The sequence below is a fragment of the Marivita sp. genome (assembly GCF_017643905.1).
GTDB lineage: Bacteria > Pseudomonadota > Alphaproteobacteria > Rhodobacterales > Rhodobacteraceae > Marivita.
The window spans coordinates 20,232-42,322 of the sequence record NZ_JAEPMO010000006.1 but is presented as its reverse complement, the minus strand read 5'-3'; the positions used below and the strand labels follow the sequence as shown (position 1 = coordinate 42,322).

Sequence of the window (22,091 nt, the reverse complement as noted above, 5' to 3'; positions counted from 1 at the left end):
TCGCGATCATCATTCGAATTACATGCCCGGCGCTCTGAGCAATCGAGCCGCCGGGACAAGGCGTATGGACCACCGCGCCGATCCTCTCACATATTCCTGATCCGAACACCCGAGGACGCTCCACATGTGCGCCGATACACCTGATTACAAAGACACGCTGAACCTGCCCGAGACTGAATTCCCGATGCGCGCGGGCCTGCCGAACCGCGAACCCGCATGGTTGGAAAAATGGGCGAAGATGGGCATCTATGACCGTCTCCGCGAGAAGGCAGAGGGTCGGAAACCGTTTACCCTCCATGACGGCCCGCCCTATGCCAACGGCCACCTGCATATCGGCCACGCGCTGAACAAGATCCTCAAGGACATGGTTGTGCGCAGCCAGCAGATGATGGGCCGCGATGCGCGCTACATCCCCGGTTGGGACTGTCACGGTCTGCCCATCGAATGGAAGATCGAGGAACAGTACCGCGCCCAAGGGCTCGACAAGGACGAGGTCGATGTCGTGGCCTTCCGTCAGGAATGCCGCAAATTCGCCGAAGGCTGGATCGACATCCAGCGCGAGGAGTTCAAACGCCTTGGCGTGACCGGCACATGGGACAAGCCCTATCTCACGATGGACTACCGCGCCGAGCGGATCATCGCAGAGGAATTCCAAAAGTTCCTCATGACCGGCACGCTCTATCAGGGGTCCAAGCCCGTGATGTGGTCGCCGGTCGAAAAGACCGCGCTGGCCGAGGCCGAGATCGAATATCACGACCACAAGTCGCACACGATCTGGGTGCCATTTAAAGCCACCAATGGTGCGGGTGATCTGCAAGGCGTGAAGGTCGTCATCTGGACCACCACCCCTTGGACGATCCCGTCGAACAAGGCCGTCGCCTACAACAACACCATCGCCTACGGCCTATACGAAGTCACCGGCCGCCCCGAGGAATGCTGGGCGCGGATCGGCGACCGCTATCTCTTGGCCGATGCACTGGCCGAAGACGTGCTGGCCAAGGCGCGGCTGGAGCCGTCGATGTACCGCCGCCTGCGCGATGTGTCCGCCGATGAACTGGGCGCGCTGACACTAGCGCACCCGTTCCGGGGTCTCGACGGTGCGGACGGGTTCTGGGACTACGATGTCCCAATGATCGACGGCGATCATGTGACCGACGACGCGGGTACGGGCTTTGTCCACACGGCCCCAAGCCACGGTCAGGAAGACTACGACGCCTTCGTCGCGCGTGGCTGGATGGACCGGATGACCCACAATGTGGGCGAGGAATCCGAGTTCCTGCCGCATGTGCCGTTCTTTGCGGGTCTCAAGGTGCTTGATCACAAGGGCAAGGAAGGCAAGGCCAACACCGCCGTCATCGACAAGCTGGTCGAGGCAGGCGGCCTGCTGGCGCGTGGGCGGATGACGCACAGCTATCCGCATTCATGGCGCTCCAAAGCCCCTGTGATCTACCGCAACACGCCGCAATGGTTCGCCGCCATCGACCGAGAGGTTGGCGACGGGCAAGACTCCTATGGCAAAACGATCCGTGAACGCGCGCTCACAAGTATTGACCAATTGGTAAAATGGACCCCGCAGACCGGGCGCAACCGGCTTTATTCGATGATCGAAGCCCGACCCGACTGGGTTCTGTCGCGCCAGCGTGCATGGGGTGTACCGCTCACCTGCTTCGTCAAAAAAGGCGCATTGCCGACGGACGCCGACTTCCTGCTGAAGGATGAGACTGTCAACGCCCGCATCCTTGAAGCGTTCGAGGCCGAAGGCGCGGATGCGTGGTACAAGTCTGGCGCGAAAGAGCGGTTCCTTGGCAACGACTACAACCCCGAAGAATGGGAACAGGTGTTCGACATTCTGGACGTGTGGTTCGATTCCGGCTCCACACACGCATTTGTCCTGCGCGACCGCGAGGATGGGTCCGAGGATGGTCTCGCCGATCTCTACCTCGAAGGCACCGACCAGCATCGCGGGTGGTTCCATTCGTCGATGCTGCAATCCTGCGGCACGCGAGGCCGTGCGCCCTATCGCGGCGTGCTGACCCACGGGTTCACGCTCGACGAGAAGGGCAACAAGATGTCCAAATCGCTGGGCAACACCGTGGCCCCCGAGGATGTGACCAAGCAGTATGGTGCGGACATCCTTCGCCTCTGGGTGGCTCAGGCCGATTACACCGCTGACCTGCGCATCGGGCCGGAGATCCTTAAAGGGGTTGCCGACAGCTACCGCCGTCTGCGCAACACCATGCGCTACATGCTCGGCGCGCTGTCGCACTTCACCGAGGCGGACCGCGTAGACCCTGCCGATATGCCCGAGCTTGAACGCTACGTCCTGCACCGTCTGGCGGAACTGGATGAGGTCGTGCGGAACGGGTACGATTCCTATGACTTCCAGGGCGTGTTCCAGCAGTTGTTCAACTTCTGCACGGTCGAACTGTCGGCCTTCTACTTCGACATCCGCAAGGACGCGTTGTACTGCGACGGCGACACCCAACGCCGCCGGGCCGCGCGGACGGTGATGGACATCCTGTTCCACCGCCTGACCACATGGCTGGCCCCGGTTCTGGTGTTCACGATGGAGGATGTCTGCCTTGACCGATTCCCCGGCGACGACTCGTCGGTGCATTTGCAGGACATCCCGGAAACGCCTGCGTCGTGGAAGGACGAGGCGCTTGCTGCGAAATGGGCCAAGGTGCGCCGTGCGCGGCGTGCGGTGACAGCAGCGCTTGAAGTGCAGCGGACGGACAAGGTGATTGGTGCCTCGCTCGAAGCTGCACCCGTGGTACATATCGAGGATGCCGAAACGCTTGCCGCTTTGAAGTCGGTGAATTTCGATGACATCTGCATCACCTCTGCAATCACCCTAACGGGCGACCCGGCCCCGGCCGAGGCCTTCCGCCTGCCCGAAGTGGCGGGGGTTGGCGTGGTCTTCGAGAAAGCCGAGGGCGACAAGTGCCAGCGCTGCTGGAAGATTCTGCCGGACGTCGGCACGCACCAGCATCCGGGCACCTGCCAGCGGTGCAATGACGCCCTCGGATAACGCCATCGCGGACGTCCTGCTCGACCTCGCGCACCAGCGTGGGGTCGGGAAAACCTTTTGCCCGTCCGAGGCCGCGCGGCGGCTGTCAGACGACTGGCGTCCCTTGATGCCAGAAGTGCGGCGCGTGGCGGCTCAGCTTGAATTAGTAGCGACCCAGAAGAGCGTGACTGTCGATCCCGTGACGGCAAAGGGGCCGATCCGGTTGGGTTTGCCGGGATGAGCCGGATTGAGCAGGCCTTGGAGTCTCCACTTGGCCCACTGACGCTGATCGCAGATGCGGTTGGGATCACCGCACTGGAAGGGCGGGACGGTCGGCGGGATGGGACACCTGTTCTGGTGCAGGCTGCGGCGCAACTCTCAGAGTATTTCAGCGGGGAACGGCAGGACTTCACCGTTCCGATCCATTTGACCGGTTCGGAGTTTCAACGCAGTGTCTGCGCCGCGATGTCAGCGATCCCCGTTGGCGAAACGCGCACATATGGCGATCTTGCGGGACAGCTTGGTGTTCCGGCGCAGGCGATCGGGCAGGCCTGTGGGGGCAATCCGATCCCCATCCTTGTTCCCTGTCATCGGGTGCTGGGGGCCACTGGCCTTGGGGGCTATTCCGGTGATGGTGGGGTCGAAACCAAGATTTGGCTGCTCAAACATGAGGGCGCAGCGGGGTTGTTGATTTGAGGGCGGTGCGTGCGAGCACGCACCCTACGCTTTGGGTTCCGCCCGTTTTCAGGCCAAAACGTTCCGCGCGCGAAACAATGGGTCCGAAGCGGACCTAACTTTGCAAACCCTTAAGGAGTGGTAAACACCAGACCTGCACAGCCCCTGTTCGCGCACCGTGCTTGTGTGTCACCCTGAGTGTGCTAGTCCGAAGGTTATCCCGCACTCCGAACAGGCGCACTGGGTTGCACCTGACTTCGGCTCAAGAAAAAGCGCAGCATGATAGAACAGAACCGTGCCATCCTTCTGATGATCGCAGCGATCTTCTGCTTTTCGATCATGGACGCGACGGTCAAAGCCTTGGCTCCGAATGTCGGGGTTCTTCCGACACTTTGGGCGCGTTATGCCGGGCAGATGCTATTGGTGTTCGTGCTGGTCCTGCCGAGGCTCGAAACCGTGGTGCGCACAAAATACCCCGGTTTCCAATTCTTTCGATCCCTTCTGCTGATGAGCGCCACGGCTTGTTTCTTTACAGGTCTGAGCCTGATCCCGCTGTCGGATGCAGCGGCCTTGATGTCGACCAATCCGATGCTGATCACGCTAGGGGCTGCGATTTTTCTGGGGGAAAAGCTGGGTGTCCGTCGGATTGGCGGGATCGTTGCCGCAATGATCGGCGCGCTGATCATCATTCGACCGGGCACCGACGTGTTCAGTGCGGCCGCGCTTTTCCCGCTGGGTGCAGCCGTTTGCTATTCGGCCTATGCGCTGCTCACCCGGCGGGTCGGTGCGGATGAGGATGTTTGGACATCGCTGTTCTACACCGGGTTCGTGGGCACGGTGTTGCTGAGCATTCTGGTGCCGTTTCAATGGCAGACGCCAAGTGCTGCGGATGTCGGGCTGATGGTGATCGTGGCCATTGCAGGCACAACGGGACAGCTTGCGCTGATCCGGGCGTTTACCAAAGGCGAGGCCGCGATGCTGGCGCCATATTCGTACATCGGGCTGGCCTTTGCGGCGTTCTGGGGCGTGATCTTTTTCTCAGAGATTCCAGACTTTTGGACGGTTGTCGGCAGTCTGGTGATCGCGGCTGCCGGGCTTTACGTCTGGCATAGGGAAACCCGCGCCAAGGCAGAGTGACAAGACCAAAACTGTTCGGATCAATCCCTGCGCGAGTCGCGCGGATAGGTCCCCAGTATGTTCAGCATATCTGTGAAGTAGTCCAATTCCTCGAGCGCGCGGGCCACTTCGGGATCGTCCGGGTGGCCTTCGATGTCGGCGTAGAACTGGGTGGCCGTGAACGATCCGTCGACCATGTAGGATTCAAGCTTGGTCATGTTCACGCCATTGGTCGCAAAGCCACCCATCGCTTTGTACAAAGCAGCGGGGATGTTGCGGACCTGAAAGACGAATGTGGTCATCATGCCGTGATCACCCCGGCGGGACGTGTCGCCGCCACGCCCCATCAGCAGAAAGCGGGTCGTGTTGCTGTCAGTGTCCTCGATGTGGCGCGCGAGGATGTCGAGGCCGTAGATCTCGGCCGCGAGTTCGCTGGCCAAGGCGGCGGCGTGTTTGTCGCCACGTTCCGAGATTTCACGCGCGGCGCGGGCGTTGTCGGCGTTCACGCGCCCCTGGATGTTGTGCTGGGTCAGGAAGGTCGCGCATTGCGGCAGAAGCACCAGATGGGAATGCGCCTCGGTCACGTCTTCGAGTTTTGCGCCCGGCACACCGAGGAGGTTGATGTGCACGCGCACGAAGGCTTCATCGACGATCTTGAGTCCGCTCTTCGGCAAAAGACGGTGGATGTCAGCGACCCGACCATAAATCGTGTTTTCCACGGGTAGCATCGCCAGATCCGCTTGGCCCGTCTGCACCGCCGAGATCACATCTTCAAAGGTGCGGCACGGCAGCGGCTCCATGTCGGGGCGTTTGTATCGGCAGGCTTCGTGCGAATAGGCGCCCAGTTCCCCCTGGAAAGCGATGGCATTGGTCATGCGGACTCCGAAAATCTGGCCCACCGGGCGTTTGGTCGCGGCTTCTACACCTTGCCTTGCTGAAGGGGAAGCAATAGATACCCGCGCGATACGCAAGAAACACTAGCGGACGGGTACGCACACAATGTTGGATACAATGACCTTCACCAAGATCGTCGGCAGCTTTTGTGGCGCGCTTCTGATCTTCCTTCTGGGCAAATGGGCTGCTGAAACCCTGTATCACGTGGGCGGTGCCCATGGTGAAGAGGTTGCGGTCTATGTCATCGAAACAAACGAAGACGATGCGCCGGCAGAAGAGGTCGCAGCCGTCAATTTCGAGACCATGCTCGAGACAGCGGATGCCGCAAAAGGTGAGCGCGTGTTCGGCAAGTGCCGTGCCTGCCACAAGCTGGAAAAAGGCGAGAACGCGGCTGGTCCGTACCTTTTCAACGTCGTTGGTCGTGATGTAGGTGCCGCGCAGGGCTTCAACTACTCCGGCGCTCTGAGCGAAGTGGCCGATGTGTGGACACCCGAGAACCTGTACTACTTCCTCGAAAACCCGCGCGGCTGGGCTCCCGGCACGTCGATGGGCTTTGCCGGTCTGAGCAAGTCCGATGAGCGTCAGGACCTGATCGCCTACCTCGCGACGTTCTCTGAATAATTCGACGCATCGCGTTGCGAAATTTGGCCGCTGCCCGCTGGGCGGCGGCTTTTCTTTTTCACAATCACGTTTTTTGATCGGCATTTGGGCCGGGGTCGCGCATTCTCACCTTGAATGTGGGCAAATTCGTTCTTTAGCTTACATAAGAGCGCAGAAACGCACGCACGAGCAATGGAGACTTGAATATGTCCAACAGACGCAACCGGCCTTCCTTTGCAGACATTGATCGTCGACAAACGCTGAAACTTCTGGGGGGCAGCGCCGTTGCGGCAGGTGCAGGCGCTTCGGGGACGTTGGCATTCGCCGCAAGCCATGGGGGTGAGGACGAGATCATCCGTGCGCATGGCTATTCCTATTTCGGCGACCTGCTCTATCCACCGGATTTCAAACACTTCAACTACGTGAATCCCGATGCCCCGAAGGGCGGACAGATCACGCTCAGTGCGCGCGGCACATTCGATGGCTTCAACCGGTGGGCCTGGCGCGGCAACCCGCAGACAAACTCGGATGTTGTGGGAGAGTCGCTTTTGGCAGGCGACGCCTTCGGCACGTCGGTTCCGGCAGATTCGCTGACCGACCAATACTGCCTGATCGCGCGCGAGGTCGAATATCCGAAGTCCAAGGAATGGTGCGTGTTCCACCTGCGGGACGACGTGGTTTTCCGCAACGGGGCGCCTTTGCGGGCGCAGGATGCTGCTTTCACATTCAACCTGTTCATCGAACAGGGCATCCGATCCTTCTCGCGGTCGGTGAGCGAGCGGATCGAAGGTGTCGAAGTCATTGATGACCTGACGCTGCGCTACAAATTCGTGGATGGCATTTCGCGCCGGTCCCTGATCAGCCAGGTGGGCGGAATGATCGTACTGTCCGAGGAATGGTACAAGGAAACCGGTGAACGGCTGGACGAGCCGTCGGTTCTGTCGCCGATGGGATCGGGGCCGTACCAGGTGGGCGATTACGAATTTAACCGCTACGTGGTCTACGAGCGGAACCCGAATTACTGGGGATGGGATCACCCGGTCAATGTCGGGCGGCACAATTTCGACCGCATCCGCATCGAATATTTCGCTGATGCGACGGCGGAATTCGAAGGGTTCAAGGCCGGGGAATATACATTCCGATCCGAAGGATCGAGCAAACGCTGGGCGACAGGATACGACTTCCCGGCGTTGCAAGAGGGACAGGTGATCAAGGAAGCGTTGCCGGACCAGACGGCACCGCTGAATTCCGGCATCATTTTCAACACCTTGCGTGCGCCGGTCGATAATCGAAATGTGCGTCACGCGCTGTCGCTTGCCTTCAACTTTGAATGGACGCGCGAGTCGCTCGAATTCGATTTGACAACACAGCGCAACTCGTTTGCCGAAGGGCAGGAATGGGAAGCCAAGGGCGTCCCCGAGGGCGCGGAACTGGCCTTCCTGCAATCGCTTGGTGACGTTGTGCCACCCGAGATGCTGACCGAGCCCGTTGTCATGCCGCACACCTCGAACAAGGACAATCCGTCTGACCGCCGTAACCAGCGGACCGCCTTGCGCATCCTTGCCGACGAAGGCTGGACGGTAGACGACCAGGGCCGCATGGTCGATGCCAATGGCGAACAGATGACGCTCGACTTCCTTGTGCTCTCGACGTGGGACGACACGCGGCAGGCGACGATCGAGACTTATGTGAATACCCTCCGCGACTGGGGTATTCAGGTGAACGCCAATGCCGTCGATTCAGCACAGGGCCAGCAGCGGTTCCTCGACAAGGATTACGACCTGATTCAGACCTCCATGCAGACCTTCTCAACCATTGGGACAGGTCTCAAGCAGTTGTTCGGGTCGGAAACGGCCGAGGTGTCGTCATGGAACCCGTCCGCGCTGCGCAGCCCGGCAGTGGATGCCATTATCGAAGCGGCGCTGAACGCGGAATCGCGCGAGGAAGAAGTCATCGCGATGATGGCGCTTGACCGCGCCCTGCGCTACGAGCGGGTGATTGCCCATGCGGGCTATGTACCGGAATACTGGATTGCCCATTACGACATCTTCGAACGCCCCGAAAACCTGCCTCCGCTTGGTATTGGCGTGCTCGACTTCTGGTGGTTCAACGAAGAGAAATACGAGGCCCTGAAGGCCGCTGGCGCGCTGAGGTAACAGACCCTTGGGAGCCTATATTCTTCGACGGCTGTTGCTGATCATTCCGACTTTGTTCGGGATCATGGTCATCAACTTCGCCCTGACGCAATTCGTGCCCGGTGGCCCGATTGAACAAGCGCTTGCGCGCATTCAGGGCGAAGGTGATGTGTTCGCCGGGTTCTCGGGGGATGGCGGTGGCAACCAGAATGTCGAAGAGACCTTTGGGTCCGACAGCGACTATATCGGTGCCCGTGGCCTGCCCAAGGAATTCATCGAAACGCTTGAGATCGAATTCGGTTTTGCCCGGATCGTCTGCGAAGACGGCTTTACCGGGGAACCCGATCTGGATGATCCCGCTTGCCAGAAAGAGGCCATCGGCGCGGTCGAACGCTTTGGCCTGATGATGTGGAACTACCTGCGGCTTGATTTCGGAGAGAGCTATTTCCGGTCCATCGGCGTGATGGAACTGGTGCTGGAAAAGATGCCCGTGTCGATCTCGCTTGGCCTTTGGTCGACGCTGATCGCCTATATCGTGTCGATCCCGCTTGGCATTCGCAAGGCTGTCAGGGATGGCACTCCGTTCGACACCTACACCTCGGCTGCGATCATCGTGGCCTATGCGATCCCCGGCTTTTTGTTTGCGATCCTGCTTCTCGTACTCTTTGCGGGCGGGTCGTATTATCAGATCTTCCCGCTCCGGGGTCTGACCTCGGACAATTGGGAAAACCTGTCCTTCTTTGGCAAGATTGCAGACTATTTCTGGCACATCACCTTGCCGGTTCTGGCCTCGACAATCTCGGCCTTTGCGACACTCACTCTGCTCACCAAGAACAGCTTTCTGGACGAGATCAAAAAGCAATACGTGATCACCGCACGGGCCAAAGGCCTTGCGGAACGGCAGGTTCTGTACGGTCACGTGTTCCGCAACGCGATGCTGATCGTGATCGCGGGCTTTCCGGCGGTGTTCATCGGCGTGTTCTTTTCCGGGTCGCTGATCATCGAGACGATCTTTTCGCTGGACGGTCTGGGACGGCTTGGGTTCGAAGCGGCGGTGGCGCGCGACTATCCGGTGATCTTTGGCACACTCTTTGTCTTCGGGCTGATCGGTCTCTTGGTCGGCATTCTGTCGGACCTGATGTATGTTCTGGTCGATCCACGCATCGACTTCGAAAGACGGGAGGGCTGACCCATGGCAGCCAATCCTGAGCCGAACCAGAGCGCCATCGTGACGGAACCAAGCCCGACGGTGCCAGTCGCGCCCGTGCGCAGCCGTTTCGCCCTGTCGCCGCTGAACCAGCGCCGTTGGAACAACTTCAAGCGCAATCGCCGCGCGTTCTGGTCGCTGATCATCTTCTGCGTGCTGTTCGGGATGTCGCTGTTTGCTGAATTCATCGCGAACGACAAACCGATCCTCGTGCAGTATCGCGGCGAATATTACACCCCGATCTTCAACTTCTACGCCGAAACCGAGTTCGGTGGCGATTTCCGGACCGAGGCCGCGTATCGCGATCCCGAGGTTCAGTGCCTCATTCGGACAGGTGGTCTTGAGGAATGCTTTGACGACCCCGAAGGCCTGATCAAACAGGTTGAGGAAGGTTTTGTGCCGGATGGGGATTTCTACAAGGGCTGGTCGATCTGGCCGCCCATTCCCTACGACTATCAGACCCCGGTGGACCGCCCCGGCGCGGCCCCCCTGCCCCCGAACGAACAGAACTGGCTGGGCACCGATGATACCAAGCGCGATGTGATGGCGCGCGTGATCTACGGCTTCCGCCTGTCGATCGTGTTCACGCTGATCGTGACGGTTCTGGCCAGCGTCGTCGGCATCGTGGCCGGTGCTTTGCAGGGCTATTTCGGAGGCTGGCTGGACCTGATCTTCCAGCGGGTGATCGAGATATGGTCATCCACCCCGTCGCTCTACATCATTATCATTCTATTCGCGATCTTGGGGCGAAGTTTCTGGCTCCTTGTGTTTCTCACAGTGCTGTTCGGCTGGACCGCCTTGGTGGGCGTCGTTCGGGCGGAATTCCTGCGGGCGCGGAACCTGGAATATGTGCGGGCCGCGAAAGCCTTGGGCGTGTCCAACGCGACGATCATGTTCCGGCACATGCTGCCCAACGCGATGGTGGCGACACTGACCATGCTGCCTTTCATCGTGACGGGCACAATCAGCACGCTGGCAGGTCTGGACTTCCTTGGCTTCGGATTGCCGTCCTCGGCGCCATCGCTTGGCGAGCTGACCCTTCAGGCCAAGCAGAACCTGCAAGCGCCGTGGCTCGGCTTTACCGCCTTCTTTGTTTTCGCGCTGATGCTGTCGCTGCTGGTGTTCATTTTCGAAGGCGTCCGCGACGCGTTTGATCCACGAAAGACGTTCACATGACGAACATCCTTGAGGTCAAGAACCTGAGCGTCGGGTTCCGGCAAGACGGACAGACGGTGGCTGCGGTGCGCGGCGTGTCTTTCCATATCGAGCGCGGGGAAACCGTGGCGCTGGTTGGGGAATCCGGGTCAGGCAAATCGGTAACGGCATTGTCGACGGTGTCGCTTTTGGGTGATTCCGCGCGGGTGTCGGGGTCGGTGCTTTACAACGGTGAAGAGATGGTGGGCGCGGACAATGCGCAGCTGCGCCGTATCCGGGGCAACGACATCAGCTTCATTTTCCAAGAACCGATGACCTCGCTCAACCCGCTGCATACGCTGGAAAAGCAGTTGGCCGAGTCGCTGGCGCTGCATCAGGGTTTGACGGGGGCTGAGGCGCGGACACGGATCATCGAACTGCTCAACAAGGTAGGCATCCGTGACCCCGAAAGCCGTCTTGGGGCGTATCCCCACCAGCTTTCCGGCGGTCAGCGCCAGCGTGTGATGATCGCAATGGCCTTGGCGAACGGGCCGGAATTGCTGATCGCGGACGAGCCGACCACGGCGCTTGATGTGACCATTCAGGCGCAAATCCTTGATCTGCTGGCCGACCTCAAAAAGGCCGAGGATATGAGCCTTTTGTTCATCACCCATGACCTTGGGATCGTGCGCAAGATCGCAGACCGGGTGTGCGTGATGAAGGACGGGTTAATTGTCGAGATCGGACCGACACGCGAGATTTTCAGCAACCCGCAGCACCCCTATACGCAGATGCTTCTGAGTGCCGAATCCACCGGATCACCCAATCCGGTCAAGGAAGGCGCAGAGGAAATCGCGCGCACGGACAACCTCAAGATCTGGTTCCCCATCCAGCAGGGCTTTCTGAAACGCACTGTTGGCTATGTGAAGGCCGTAAATGATGCGACGATCGCCGTGCGGGCTGGTGAAACCGTGGGCATCGTCGGCGAATCCGGGTCGGGCAAGACGACGCTGGCGCTGGCGATCATGCGGTTGATCGGGTCCGAAGGTGGGATCACCTATCGCGGGCAGAATGTGCGCGACTGGTCCACACGGGAATTGCGGCGGTTGCGCAGCGATATGCAGATCGTGTTCCAGGATCCCTACGGCAGCCTCAGTCCGCGCATGACCTGCGAACAGATCATTGCCGAAGGGCTGGGCGTCCACGGGTCGCCAGATGGCCGGACGGACCGGGAACTGGTGACCGAGGTGATGACCGAGGTGGGGCTTGATCCGGCCACCATGCACCGCTACCCGCATGAATTTTCCGGCGGTCAGCGGCAGCGCATCGCAATTGCGCGGGCGATGGTGCTGCGCCCCAAGCTGGTGGTGCTGGACGAACCCACATCTGCGCTGGACATGACGGTGCAGGTGCAGATCGTGAACCTGCTGCGCGACCTGCAGCGAAAATACGACCTTGCCTATCTCTTTATCAGCCACGACCTCAAGGTCGTGCGCGCGATGTCCCACAAGGTCATCGTGATGAAAGCCGGTGATGTGGTGGAATACGGTACGGCGGAAGAGATCTTTTCCAATCCGCAGACGGAGTACAGCAAGACACTGATGGCCGCGGCCTTCGATCTGGCCAGTTAAATCGCCGAGCTGTGGCCCGCTGAGGACAGATCGTAGGCGTCAAAGCTGCGCGCGATCATCCGGGTCAGCGGACGGGCGTCATGCGGTACGAACAGCCCGGTGTCATCGACAACAAGCAGACCTTCGAATTCGCCATTGGCCCGTCGGAGCATTTCCGTCACCTCGGTTGCGGTGGTTTCGTAGTCACGAACCAGCTCGGCCGTATTGACGCGGAAATCGCACATCAGCATCTCGATCATCCGCGCGCGCAGCTTATCCTGTTCGGTAAAACTGTGGCCCCGGACGGTCGAGAATTCATGCGCCCGGATGGCCTTGGTGTAGGCCGACGTGGCCGGCGCGTTCTGCGCGTAGCCCTGCGGGAACTTTGAAATCGAAGACGCGCCCAAACCGACCAGCACATCCGATGTGTCGTCGGTGTAGCCCTGGAAATTGCGCCGGAGCGTCCCTTTGCGGGCTGCGACGGACAGGCCGTCTTCCTTAGTGGCGAAGTGGTCGATCCCGATCTCGTCGTAATTATCCCAAGCGAACAGCTTGCGCGCCGTTTCGAACAGATCGAGCCGTTCGTCGGGACGCGGCAGCGCGTCCGAAGGAATCATCTGCTGCCGTTTGGCCATCCATGGCACATGGGCATACCCGTAAAGCGCCACACGATCCGGTGACAGGGACAGCAGCTTTTGCACCGAATCGACGATCTTCGAACGGCTCTGATCCGGCAGGCCGTAAAGGATGTCTGCATTCAGGCTTTGGATACCCCGTTCGCGGATCATGTCGACGGCACGTTTGGTGGTGTCGAAGCTTTGCTCGCGACCGATGGTCTTTTGAATCTCCGGGTCGAAATCCTGCACACCGATGGACGCGCGGTTCATTCCACTTTCGAACAGCGCATCCAGACGACCCGCATCAATCTCGTTCGGGTCGATTTCGACCGAGAATTCGTAACTTTCTGCAAAATCCGCAACTTCGCGCACGGCAGCAGAAAGGTCGCGCATGTGGTCCGGTGACAAAAGTGTCGGGGTGCCCCCACCCCAATGCAGCCGTGACAGGCGCACACCGCGCGGCAGATGCCGTTTCAGCAAGGACAATTCATCCTTGAGCGTCTCGACATAGGCGGTCACCGGCTCACCGCTTGCGGTGCCTTGCGTCCGACAGGCACAGAACCAGCACAGACGGCGACAAAACGGCACATGCAAATAGAGCGATATGTCCGAGTTTTCCGGGATCGCTTCGATCCAACTGGAAAAATCCCCCGGTTTCACGTCATTCTTGAAATGCGGAGACGTAGGGTAGCTCGTATACCGAGGTACCTTCGCGTCGAATAGTCCCAAACGGGAAAGTTGTGTTCTCGCTACCATGTGCATACCATTATGAGAGTTACACCCAATCAACTTTGATGCAGATCAAGAACGGACCCATGTTGAAAGAAGACAGCCTCTCCGTCACTCAGGATTGCGGCGATTGCCCGATCCGCCATCGCGCCGTCTGTGCCCGTTGCGAGACGGACGAGCTCGAGCGTCTGGAAAACATAAAATACTACCGCCGTTACGAAGCGGGCCAGACGGTGATCTGGTCTGGGGATCGGATGGATTTTGTGGGCTCGGTCGTGTCGGGAATCGCAACCCTGACCCAAACGATGGAAGACGGTCGGACCCAGATGGTCGGTCTTTTGCTGCCCAGCGATTTTGTCGGACGACCCGGACGGCCAACCGCGGCATATGACGTGGTGGCGACCACGGACATGGTGATGTGCTGTTTCCGCAAAGCGCCCTTTGAAGACCTGATGGAGCGGACCCCGCATATCGCGCAGCGCCTCTTGCAGATGACGTTGGACGAGCTTGACGCTGCGCGCGAATGGATGCTGGTGCTGGGCCGGAAAACGGCGCGCGAAAAGATCGCCTCACTGCTGTCGATCATCGCCCGGCGCGATGCGACGCTGAACATGGGTGGGCTTGATGGCCCTGTCACCTTCGACCTGCCACTGACCCGCGAAGCCATGGCGGATTACCTGGGCCTGACGCTTGAGACAGTGTCGCGTCAGGTGTCGGCGCTCAAGAAGGATGGGATCATCCAGCTTGAGGGCAAGCGTCACATCACGGTGCCTGACATGACCCTGCTTCTCGAAGAAGCTGGTGACGACACAGATGGCGGGATGCTGATCTGACCCTTATTGGTTCATCGCAGCGATGTAGCCGAATGCAGCGGCGACGATAAGCCCAAGGATCACCGCAAATGCGATCTTCCACGCAGACCAGGGCCGTTCGCCCTGTACCGCACCCGTGCGCCCGTTGACCACGAAGCGATAGCTCTTGCCCCGGTACTTGTAAGCGGCCAGCCAGACCGGCAGGAGGACGTGCTTGAATGTCATATCGGAAATGCGCGTGTCGATGTTGTGCACGCGCTGGCGGTCTCCGCCGATGTCAAATTTGACATCACGCATGATGATGCTGTCCATGTAGGACCGCGCCTCTTGATAGCCCTCGTCCAGTTCGACGTTATAGGCCTCGGCACGGAACCCGGCGAGGAATTCCGGCTGGTAGGGTTCCAAGGCCGACAAGTCCCAAGGCTCCAACGCATCGGTGTATTTCTTCGGCAGTGATCGCGATGCGAGCACCAGCACATCGTCAAAGAACCGCGCCACGTGTCCCGAGGCGGGACGCCAGCGCACTTTGGCAACACGCACGGTTTCAGTCTTTCCGTTCCGAACGACCTGGCGCGTCTCGTAGTAGACCGTGCCGTGTTCGCCGCGGTAGGACGACTTGGTATCCGCATCAAACGTCCAGTAGGGCACGTAAATCCCGGTCATCTTGCGCCCTTTGCGTGCGTAGTCCTGCAAGCCATTGGGCGCAAACCAAAGCCGGCCCAGCCAGTCGGTCATGGCCGTGCGGGCATCCTTTTCGTCCAGCGCAAAGGGCAGCAATCCCTTGGGTTTGATATGACGATTGGCCCCGGTGTCGGCGACGACGGGCGTTGCGCAGAACGGGCACTCTGCAGCGTGAACGCCGGGGTCGAATTCAACCTGCGCCGCGCAGTTCGGACAAGTGGAAACTCGTGTCTCTTCCATCTCCTGAGATGGCAGCCGATCGGAAATCGCCGTCTGGAAGACGATCTCGCGGATTGCACCGCCTGCCCATGGCCCTGTTCCGGCCACCTCTGCTGTGTTGCCACAATGATCACAGAGCAGGCGCCCTTGGGCGGGATCGAACCGGAAATCTGCACCGCATTGATCGCAAGGGAAGCGGTGCAGCTCTTGTGGCTCGGTTAACGTGTCCTCGGACAAGATGGCTGTCCCCTGCTTCTTCTCTTTTCAAATACGCGAAAAACCGTCGTCAGGTTCACGCGCCGGGCGGGGGTGGTGGCAAAACGGTGAAAAGCTGGGCCAGTTCCATGACATCCTCCGCCTTTTTCCAGCCGTCCTGACCCGCCGTCCAGACATAGCTGTCGCGGGTCAACGCACCGTCGCTGGCCATCCGGCCCATGGCAGCCTTGGAAAATGGCCCCTTGGTTTCGCCGTTCTCGGCCACATGCCAGACATGCTCCACTGGCGGTGGCGGTGGCATCTGGCGCGATGGGGGCACAGCGGCGCTCTGCACCTGGGGTGCCGCACCCCACGGACCGGCCTGCGCTGCGGCTTGACCGACCTGCATGCCCAGTCCTGCACCCAGACCCGCCTGTATGGCAGCCGCGCCTGCCCCGTCCTTGCCCAGCGCTTCGGCAGCCTGAAATTGCATGTACTGGTTCAGGTTGCCGATGACCCCCATCGACGACCGCTTGTCGAGCACCTCTTCCACCGCGGGCGGCAGCGAGATGTTCTCGATATAAAGCTCCGGCAGTTCAAGACCGTATTCCGCCAGCATGGGCGCGATTTCCTTGCCCAACAGTTTGCCCAGCTCGCGCGTGTTGGCCGCCATGTCGAGCACAGGAATCGCAGCTCGGGCGATGGTGCGGGAAAACTCCTGAACGATGATGTTGCGGATCTGGAAGCTGATCTCGTCCATGGTGAATTCACCGTCGGTGCCGACGATTTCGCTCAGGAACCGCGCGGGATCGGTGACCCTCACCGAATAAGTGCCGAACGCGCGCAAGCGCACCGGCCCGAACTCCGGGTCGCGGCAGATGATCGGGTTCTTCGTGCCCCATTTTAGGTCTTGGAACCGGGTGGTGTTTACGAAATAGACCTCGGATTTGAAGGGAGACCGGAAGCCGTGATCCCAATGCTGCAACGAGGTCAGGATCGGCATATTGTTGGTTTCGAGCATGTAAAGCCCGGGCGTGAACACATCGGCCAATTGGCCTTCATGCACAAACACCGCCGCCTGCCCTTCGCGCACAGTCAGCTTGGCACCATATTTGATCTCATGGCCCTCGCGTTCGAACCGCCAGACCATCGGGTCGCGTGTGTCATCCGTCCAATGGATGACATCGATGAATTGGCCACTCAGGAAATCGAAAATCGGCATCTGGGGTCTCCGTTCAGTCAGCTTGGGCCGCCTTCGACAAGCTCTTGTGCAAGGCTCCACACGATGGGTCGGGCCTCGTCAGCGGACATGCCGGGTTGCAGGCGGGGGTCATAAAGGATCTTCAAAAGCAGTTCGTCATGGCTGGTCAGAAGCGCAAATTCCTCGTCGTCGTTAAAGATCGACGGGCGTGCGTTCTGGTCGTCATTGGCAAGGCCAAGACCTTGGGCCAGTTCTTCGTGGAAGCAGGCGCGGCGGGTGAGATCGGGGTGTTCTGTCCGCACCAGAGCCACTGCCTGACGGTAGGCGCTGCTGGCATTGCTGTCGGCAAACGCCACGACGAGGCAATGGATCGAGCGCGGGAGATTCAGGAAGATCGCCCGACTTGACGCCTCCATCCCCGGCGCGATGCGGTCAAGAGCGTCGCGAAGTTGCGCCTTGTCGTCCTCTCCCATCACCAGAACATGGAAATTGGGCTGAGATGACACGAGCGAAATCGGATGATCCGTAACGCGGGCAAGGCGCCGGGTGTAGCTGCCAAGAATCGCACGGTCCTTGACCTGATCTTGGGCGGACAGGCTGTCGCCGAAGGTCACGCCGACGCGTACTGGCACAGTCCATTTCTTGATCTCACCAAGAGCACCGCTTGAGGGCTGCAGACCGGCGCCGCGTGTGTATTCCTCGGCTAGGGCGATACGTTCGAAATTCCGTGCCAGCATCTGGTCGGTATAGGGCGTATCCACACCACCGCCGTCGACACGCAGCAACCCTTGGACAAGCAGGTCTTCCTGAACGCGGGCATAGTAGCGGCGCAGTTCCTGCGCCTGTGGCGAGGGTGTTTTGGCCTCAGGCGGCGCAACGGCAACCTGAGTTTGCGGCCGTGCCTGCGGCTTGGTGTCCGTCCGCACAGGAGCCGTGCTGAACGGATCGCAGGCAGACAGGGCCGCGAGGGCGGCGCAGGACCACAAAATATGAGACCAACGCCGCTTCACGTGGTTACTGATCCGGCATGGATGCGGCTGTGTTCGAGCCAATTCCGTCCCTGCGCGCCTTGGCTGAAGCCAATGTATCCCGCAATTCCGCTTCCATCTTCTTGAGCTCGGCTTCGGCGGCGGCGCGTTTGGCCTTGCCTTCATCCGCGATCTGCAGGCTTTCCTGAATGGTGCCGATCAGGTCGGCATTGGCCTGTTTCACCGCCTCGATGTCGAACACGCCGCGTTCCATTTCTTCACGGATCAGCTTGTTGCTGTCGCGCAGATTCTTGGCGTTGGAGGTCAGCAATTCGTTGGTCAGATCATTGGCATCCCGCACCGCAGCGGCCGCTTCGGCAGAGCGCTGGATCGTGACCGCCTGCGCCAATTGGGTTTCCCAAAGCGGCACGGTGTTGACGAGCGTTGAGTTGATCTTGGTGACCAGCGACTTGTCGTTTTCCTGCACCAGTCGGATCGATGGCAGCGATTGCATCGTGACCTGACGCGTCAGCTTGAGGTCATGCACACGGCGCTCCAGATCGTCGCGCGCAGCGCGCAGGTCGCGCAGTTCCTGCGCCTTCATAACCTGATCGTTTTCGGGTGCGGCCTGCACTTCGGCTTCTTTGGCAGGGATGTCCGTGGTGTCGAGCTCTTGCAGTTTTTCCTCACCCGCCGCGATGTAGAGCGCAAGTTCATCGTAGAATTGCAGCGTCTTGTCATAGAGCAGATCAAGCGACTTGATGTCCTTGAGCAGCGTGTGCTCGTGCTTGAGCAGATCGTCGGTGATCTTGTCGATCTGGGCCTGCACCTTTTCGAACTGCGCCGTGAATTTGGCAAAGGGCGCGGCCCGACCCAACAGCTTTTCCCACCACGACCGTTCGCGGCGCACGTCGAGTTCGGAGACCGAAAACCCGCGGATTGTGCTGACGATGCCGCGCAGGCTATCGCCTGCCGGACCAACATCCTTGTTGCGGACATCAGCCAGCATGGCCTGCGAGATTTCCTGCAATTCCGCCTGTGCGTTGGAACCGAAGGACACGATGGACTGGGTATCCGTCATGTCGATCTCGGCCATGCGCGAGCGGATTTCGTCGCTCAGAACCGGGTCGGCTTGTGCCAGCGGGACAATGGCGTCCACGGCTTTGGGTTCAGGCAGAATCACGGCGTTCACTTCTTCGACCAGGGCCAATGTGTCCTGGGCTTTGGCGCGGGTTGTTTCAGACATCGAGGTTCCCTTTACAAAACATTTCTATTCTATTTCACGTCCCGATCAATTCGGACACCTTCGCGCTGCAAGCGGTCCCGAAGGACGTCGATCTCGACCGTGAGGTCAGAGCGGTCATCCAGCAGCATCTTGCGCGTGCGCGCGGAGAAATTCTGTTCCAGATCGTCCAGCAAGGCTTCGTAATCGGTGCGTGCCTGTGCGTCCTGTGTTCGGGCATAGACATCGGCGAATTTGATCGTCGCATCTCGCGCGCCCAGCAGATAGACGCTGAGATACTTGCGCGCCGAGGTAAGATCCCTCGGGTCTTCCTCGACCGTGCGGAAGAGGTCCTTGGCAGTGGTTTCAAAGCGTTCCACGCGGGCAATCATACTACGGTCACCGGAGCGTTTGATCGCGTCCCGCATTGCCGCAAGATGGGCCTCGGCTTCATCGACGGCACGCGCAACGCGGTCCTGCTGGAAAGTGTCGATCCCTTCCATCCCCTTGTCCCGCATCGGGTCGATCCCGAATGCGCCCAGATGCAGCGCGGCGGCTGCCGCTCCGTAGATGATCGGCGCAATCAACCCGGGTTCATTGGCGAAAGCCGCAATACCGACGCCGATGCCTGTCAGCACGGCAGCAGCGATCTTGCGCGGAAAGGCCGGACGTCGCGCCACCTTTCGGGCATTATACGCTGCTTCGGCGGTCAGACCGCCCCGCAACAGCCACGCGCCCAGCAGCAGTACCCCTGCGCCGACAAGCCCGAGGCCCATGCCAATCGCACCTTCGTTGATCGAGGTGAAGGCAAGAACGATAGGTGGAATAAACAGGACGTTGGATCGCGCACCGACAGGATCAACGGTTGCCCCTTTGAACGCGTTCAACGGGCCACCTTTCGACGATTGCTGCGTTGCCCCGTCCGGGCTGTACTTGCCGCCAAAGCGTTGGGCCATGGTTACAGCCCCCCAAGCCAGCCGCTGGTCACCCCAAACAGCACGACAAGCAACAAGGCGTAGCTGACTTTTTGCAGGCCGGCACCGGACATGAGATCCCCTTTCCCAAGTGTCGTTGGAAACTTAGGGGATGTGCCAAAGGCTTACTAGGGGGAAGTCGGCGCAGTTCCGCTCATGCCGCTTGGTAACGGTGCATCCGGTTGAACAGAAGATCGGTCTGAAGTTCGAAATTGTCGCGGCCTTGTCCTATGCCCCGCTGACGCGCGCGGGTTTCGAACGTATCGACAAGTGTCTGGATCTTGATCAGAAACTTGCGACGCTGGAACGGAGTGACGTTGCCATCCGGCGCTGCGATCAGAGTCGCAACTTCCAACTGCATCTTGTCGAGCAGTTTGTTCACCGTGGGCGCGATCCGTTGCAGCGTCGGGGTAGCGACATCGATGGTGCCCAAAAGCCCCATGATGGTGTTCACGGAAACCCGCGTCCGCTCGTAGAGATCGTCATCTTCGAGCCGTGCCAGCGCCAGAAGCAATTCTTCGCAGCGATCATCGAAATCCTGGTAGAGATGCGTGTTGATGATCCGAAGCTTCATTGCCGGATTGTTCATGCCCTTGTCGCGCATCGGATCAAGGCCAAACGCGATCAGGCATAGAATAAAGGTGGAGATACCAATCACGAGGGGAATCGCGGGCACCGCGATCTTGGTCGTTGCCAGAAGACCAACAACCAAAGCCACAATCGTGCTGCCGATCAGCTTGAAAGGAATTTTCGGCCGCGCGGCGATTTCGCAGGCATCATAGGCGACATGCGCCTTCTGTCCAATGGACAGAAACAACAGACCAACCCCAAAAAGCAATATGATCAGAATGGCCGAGGCAAAGCCGGCAACGGTTCCGTCCAGCAACCAGAGAATCAGCGGACAAGTCGCCAGGACCATAAATCCAACCGGTATGTCCTCGGCAGGGGCAGTCTTGCCCAGCGCGGCGCTGCGGTCATTGTCCAGCAAACTTCTGAGCTGAAGCGTCATCAGAGGAGCCCCAAAGTAAAGATGGTCAGCCATAGGATGGCGAACGCCACCCAGGATGCCATCACGCCATGCGTGCGGATTTGCTGCACCGCGCCGCGGAGCGCTTTCGATGTGTCATCTGCAACCGTGCCGAGGTTCGACAGAACCAGCAGCACAGACGTCACAAGCACAGCAGAGGTGATGAAGGTGATCAACATGCTGCTGTTGTCGGCAGCAAACCGGGCGGAAAATGGGCACTAAAAGGGAAAGATCAGGGAGTCTTTCGTGGCCCGGTCGGGCGGGGTTTGCGCCGAACTGCATTGCCCTTTGGTTTCAGAGACTTGGCAGGCGTCGCGTCGGTCGGCATCTCAAGTCCTAATTGATCTCTGACCACCTTGCGGCGCAGCTCTTCGACCTCACCGGGTTTCAACTGCCCCAATTGGAACGGGCCATAAGACACCCGGATCAGGCGATTCACAGTCAATCCAAGGTCCGCCATGGCGCGACGGATCTCTCGGTTCTTGCCCTCGCGCAGACCGATGGTCAGCCAGGCATTGGCCCCCTGTTGGCGATCCAGCGTCACGATCATCGGCTGAAACCGTTCTCCGTCGATCGTCAGGCCTTTGCGCAAAGGTTCCAGTTTTTCATCGCTCGGCGCGCCTTTTACGCGGACGCGGTATTTGCGGAGCCACCCGGTTGAGGGCAGTTCCAGCTTGCGCTTGATACCGCCGTCATTGGTCAGCAGCAGCAAGCCTTCGGAATTGAGGTCCAACCGCCCAACGCTCATCACGCGCGGCATGTCCTCTGGCAGCTTGTCGAAGATCGTCGGTCGTCCCTGTTCGTCCTTGGTTGTCGTCACAAGGCCCACCGGCTTGTGATAGAGCCAGAGGCGCGGCTCGTCAGGCGTGCCGACGACCTTGCCATTGACCACAACCTTGTCCGACGCGGTGACGTTCAGCGCCGGGCTGTCGATCACTTTGCCATTCACGGAAACGCGGCCCTGCAGAATCAGCTGCTCGGCTTCGCGGCGGCTGGCAAGTCCTGCGCGCGCAATGACTTTGGCGATGCGATCACCGGGGGGCGTGTTTTGTGTCATGCCAAGCG

At 59.8% G+C, this 22,091-nt stretch carries 20 protein-coding genes; 10 read left to right on the top strand and 10 right to left on the bottom strand.

Annotation, left to right across the window (positions count from 1 at the left end; genetic code table 11):
* Positions 1 to 124: 124 nt before the first annotated feature.
* The 4 genes from ileS (at position 125) to JJ869_RS01815 (ending at position 4,822) form a co-directional block, all read left to right on the top strand.
* Positions 125 to 3,031 carry an isoleucine--tRNA ligase gene (ileS, locus tag JJ869_RS01830; protein WP_292264267.1) on the top strand — a complete coding sequence of 969 codons (2,907 nt, stop codon included), beginning with the start codon at positions 125 to 127 and terminating at the stop codon, positions 3,029 to 3,031.
* A complete protein-coding gene (locus JJ869_RS01825; RefSeq protein WP_292264266.1) occupies positions 3,015 to 3,251 on the top strand; it encodes a DUF3253 domain-containing protein in 237 nt (78 codons plus the stop codon). Before ileS ends, JJ869_RS01825 begins: the two co-directional genes overlap by 17 nt.
* Complete coding sequence (locus tag JJ869_RS01820) at positions 3,248 to 3,706, top strand: methylated-DNA--[protein]-cysteine S-methyltransferase (RefSeq protein ID WP_292264265.1); 459 nt, start codon at positions 3,248 to 3,250, stop codon at positions 3,704 to 3,706. Before JJ869_RS01825 ends, JJ869_RS01820 begins: the two co-directional genes overlap by 4 nt.
* Positions 3,707 to 3,964: 258 nt before the next feature.
* Positions 3,965 to 4,822, top strand: a complete 858-nt coding sequence (locus tag JJ869_RS01815; RefSeq protein WP_292264264.1) for a DMT family transporter — start codon at positions 3,965 to 3,967, stop codon at positions 4,820 to 4,822.
* A gap of 20 nt (positions 4,823 to 4,842) precedes the next feature.
* Here JJ869_RS01815 and JJ869_RS01810 read toward each other — a convergent pair whose 3' ends face one another.
* Positions 4,843 to 5,676, bottom strand: a complete 834-nt coding sequence (locus tag JJ869_RS01810; RefSeq protein ID WP_292264263.1) for a prephenate dehydratase — start codon at positions 5,674 to 5,676, stop codon at positions 4,843 to 4,845.
* 124 nt (positions 5,677 to 5,800) lie between these two features.
* Between JJ869_RS01810 and JJ869_RS01805 the strand changes: the two genes are divergently transcribed.
* The 5 genes from JJ869_RS01805 to JJ869_RS01785 all read left to right on the top strand — a co-directional run bounded on the left by JJ869_RS01805 (position 5,801) and on the right by JJ869_RS01785 (position 12,402).
* A complete protein-coding gene (locus tag JJ869_RS01805; RefSeq protein ID WP_292264262.1) occupies positions 5,801 to 6,316 on the top strand; it encodes a cytochrome c family protein in 516 nt (171 codons plus the stop codon).
* Between the two features lie 185 nt (positions 6,317 to 6,501).
* On the top strand, positions 6,502 to 8,451 hold the full coding sequence (locus JJ869_RS01800; RefSeq protein WP_292264261.1) for an extracellular solute-binding protein: 1,950 nt from the start codon (positions 6,502 to 6,504) through the stop codon (positions 8,449 to 8,451).
* A 7-nt stretch (positions 8,452 to 8,458) separates the two neighbouring features.
* Positions 8,459 to 9,619: a microcin C ABC transporter permease YejB gene (locus JJ869_RS01795; RefSeq protein WP_292264260.1), complete on the top strand. Its 1,161-nt coding sequence runs from the start codon at positions 8,459 to 8,461 to the stop codon at positions 9,617 to 9,619.
* Between the two features lie 3 nt (positions 9,620 to 9,622).
* On the top strand, positions 9,623 to 10,813 hold the full coding sequence (locus JJ869_RS01790) for an ABC transporter permease (protein ID WP_292264259.1): 1,191 nt from the start codon (positions 9,623 to 9,625) through the stop codon (positions 10,811 to 10,813).
* A complete protein-coding gene (locus tag JJ869_RS01785; RefSeq protein ID WP_292264258.1) occupies positions 10,810 to 12,402 on the top strand; it encodes an ABC transporter ATP-binding protein in 1,593 nt (530 codons plus the stop codon). Before JJ869_RS01790 ends, JJ869_RS01785 begins: the two co-directional genes overlap by 4 nt.
* On the opposite strand, the gene hemN is transcribed toward JJ869_RS01785, so the two are convergent.
* On the bottom strand, positions 12,399 to 13,754 hold the full coding sequence (gene hemN / locus JJ869_RS01780) for an oxygen-independent coproporphyrinogen III oxidase (RefSeq protein ID WP_292264257.1): 1,356 nt from the start codon (positions 13,752 to 13,754) through the stop codon (positions 12,399 to 12,401). The two genes, JJ869_RS01785 and hemN, sit on opposite strands and share 4 nt — an antisense overlap.
* Positions 13,755 to 13,813: 59 nt before the next feature.
* Here hemN and fnrL point away from each other — a divergent pair, with 59 nt between their 5' ends.
* Positions 13,814 to 14,560, top strand: a complete 747-nt coding sequence (fnrL, locus tag JJ869_RS01775) for a transcriptional regulator FnrL (RefSeq protein WP_292264256.1) — start codon at positions 13,814 to 13,816, stop codon at positions 14,558 to 14,560.
* Between the two features lie 3 nt (positions 14,561 to 14,563).
* Here the strand turns inward: fnrL and JJ869_RS01770 are convergent, their stop codons facing one another.
* The 8 genes from JJ869_RS01770 to JJ869_RS01735 all read right to left on the bottom strand — a co-directional run bounded on the left by JJ869_RS01770 (position 14,564) and on the right by JJ869_RS01735 (position 22,083).
* A complete protein-coding gene (locus JJ869_RS01770; protein ID WP_292264255.1) occupies positions 14,564 to 15,676 on the bottom strand; it encodes a TFIIB-type zinc finger domain-containing protein in 1,113 nt (370 codons plus the stop codon).
* Positions 15,677 to 15,731: 55 nt separating this feature from the next.
* Positions 15,732 to 16,856, bottom strand: coding sequence for an SPFH domain-containing protein (locus tag JJ869_RS01765; protein WP_292264254.1), 1,125 nt, complete (start codon positions 16,854 to 16,856; stop codon positions 15,732 to 15,734).
* Positions 16,857 to 16,873: 17 nt separating this feature from the next.
* Positions 16,874 to 17,761 (bottom strand): DUF2927 domain-containing protein, encoded by an 888-nt coding sequence (locus tag JJ869_RS01760; protein WP_292264253.1) that lies wholly within the window; start codon positions 17,759 to 17,761, stop codon positions 16,874 to 16,876.
* A gap of 88 nt (positions 17,762 to 17,849) precedes the next feature.
* Entirely contained in the window at positions 17,850 to 19,049 is a 1,200-nt protein-coding gene (locus JJ869_RS01755; protein WP_292264252.1) for a toxic anion resistance protein, read from the bottom strand.
* Between the two features lie 29 nt (positions 19,050 to 19,078).
* Positions 19,079 to 19,981: a 5-bromo-4-chloroindolyl phosphate hydrolysis family protein gene (locus JJ869_RS01750; protein WP_292264251.1), complete on the bottom strand. Its 903-nt coding sequence runs from the start codon at positions 19,979 to 19,981 to the stop codon at positions 19,079 to 19,081.
* 172 nt (positions 19,982 to 20,153) lie between these two features.
* Positions 20,154 to 21,008 carry a hypothetical protein gene (locus JJ869_RS01745; protein WP_292264250.1) on the bottom strand — a complete coding sequence of 285 codons (855 nt, stop codon included), beginning with the start codon at positions 21,006 to 21,008 and terminating at the stop codon, positions 20,154 to 20,156.
* Positions 21,008 to 21,205 carry a hypothetical protein gene (locus tag JJ869_RS01740; RefSeq protein ID WP_292264249.1) on the bottom strand — a complete coding sequence of 66 codons (198 nt, stop codon included), beginning with the start codon at positions 21,203 to 21,205 and terminating at the stop codon, positions 21,008 to 21,010. The genes JJ869_RS01745 and JJ869_RS01740 overlap by 1 nt, the downstream gene beginning before the upstream one ends.
* Positions 21,206 to 21,258: 53 nt before the next feature.
* Positions 21,259 to 22,083 carry a pseudouridine synthase gene (locus JJ869_RS01735; RefSeq protein ID WP_292264248.1) on the bottom strand — a complete coding sequence of 275 codons (825 nt, stop codon included), beginning with the start codon at positions 22,081 to 22,083 and terminating at the stop codon, positions 21,259 to 21,261.
* Between the last annotated feature and the right edge of the window lie 8 nt (positions 22,084 to 22,091).

Excerpts from the sequence above, each read along its gene's own strand:
- JJ869_RS01740 (WP_292264249.1), bottom strand. The coding sequence starts at position 21,205 with ATGTTGATCACCTTCATCACCTCTGCTGTGCTTGTGACGTCTGTGCTG.
- ileS (WP_292264267.1), top strand. The coding sequence starts at position 125 with ATGTGCGCCGATACACCTGATTACAAAGACACGCTGAACCTGCCCGAG.
- JJ869_RS01785 (WP_292264258.1), top strand. The coding sequence starts at position 10,810 with ATGACGAACATCCTTGAGGTCAAGAACCTGAGCGTCGGGTTCCGGCAA.
- JJ869_RS01750 (WP_292264251.1), bottom strand. The coding sequence starts at position 19,981 with ATGGCCCAACGCTTTGGCGGCAAGTACAGCCCGGACGGGGCAACGCAG.
- JJ869_RS01815 (WP_292264264.1), top strand. The coding sequence starts at position 3,965 with ATGATAGAACAGAACCGTGCCATCCTTCTGATGATCGCAGCGATCTTC.
- JJ869_RS01825 (WP_292264266.1), top strand. The coding sequence starts at position 3,015 with ATGACGCCCTCGGATAACGCCATCGCGGACGTCCTGCTCGACCTCGCG.
- fnrL (WP_292264256.1), top strand. The coding sequence starts at position 13,814 with ATGTTGAAAGAAGACAGCCTCTCCGTCACTCAGGATTGCGGCGATTGC.
- hemN (WP_292264257.1), bottom strand. The coding sequence starts at position 13,754 with ATGGTAGCGAGAACACAACTTTCCCGTTTGGGACTATTCGACGCGAAG.
- JJ869_RS01790 (WP_292264259.1), top strand. The coding sequence starts at position 9,623 with ATGGCAGCCAATCCTGAGCCGAACCAGAGCGCCATCGTGACGGAACCA.
- JJ869_RS01805 (WP_292264262.1), top strand. The coding sequence starts at position 5,801 with ATGTTGGATACAATGACCTTCACCAAGATCGTCGGCAGCTTTTGTGGC.
- JJ869_RS01745 (WP_292264250.1), bottom strand. The coding sequence starts at position 21,008 with ATGACGCTTCAGCTCAGAAGTTTGCTGGACAATGACCGCAGCGCCGCG.
- JJ869_RS01820 (WP_292264265.1), top strand. The coding sequence starts at position 3,248 with ATGAGCCGGATTGAGCAGGCCTTGGAGTCTCCACTTGGCCCACTGACG.
- JJ869_RS01800 (WP_292264261.1), top strand. The coding sequence starts at position 6,502 with ATGTCCAACAGACGCAACCGGCCTTCCTTTGCAGACATTGATCGTCGA.
- JJ869_RS01810 (WP_292264263.1), bottom strand. The coding sequence starts at position 5,676 with ATGACCAATGCCATCGCTTTCCAGGGGGAACTGGGCGCCTATTCGCAC.
- JJ869_RS01765 (WP_292264254.1), bottom strand. The coding sequence starts at position 16,856 with ATGCCGATTTTCGATTTCCTGAGTGGCCAATTCATCGATGTCATCCAT.
- JJ869_RS01755 (WP_292264252.1), bottom strand. The coding sequence starts at position 19,049 with ATGTCTGAAACAACCCGCGCCAAAGCCCAGGACACATTGGCCCTGGTC.
- JJ869_RS01735 (WP_292264248.1), bottom strand. The coding sequence starts at position 22,083 with ATGACACAAAACACGCCCCCCGGTGATCGCATCGCCAAAGTCATTGCG.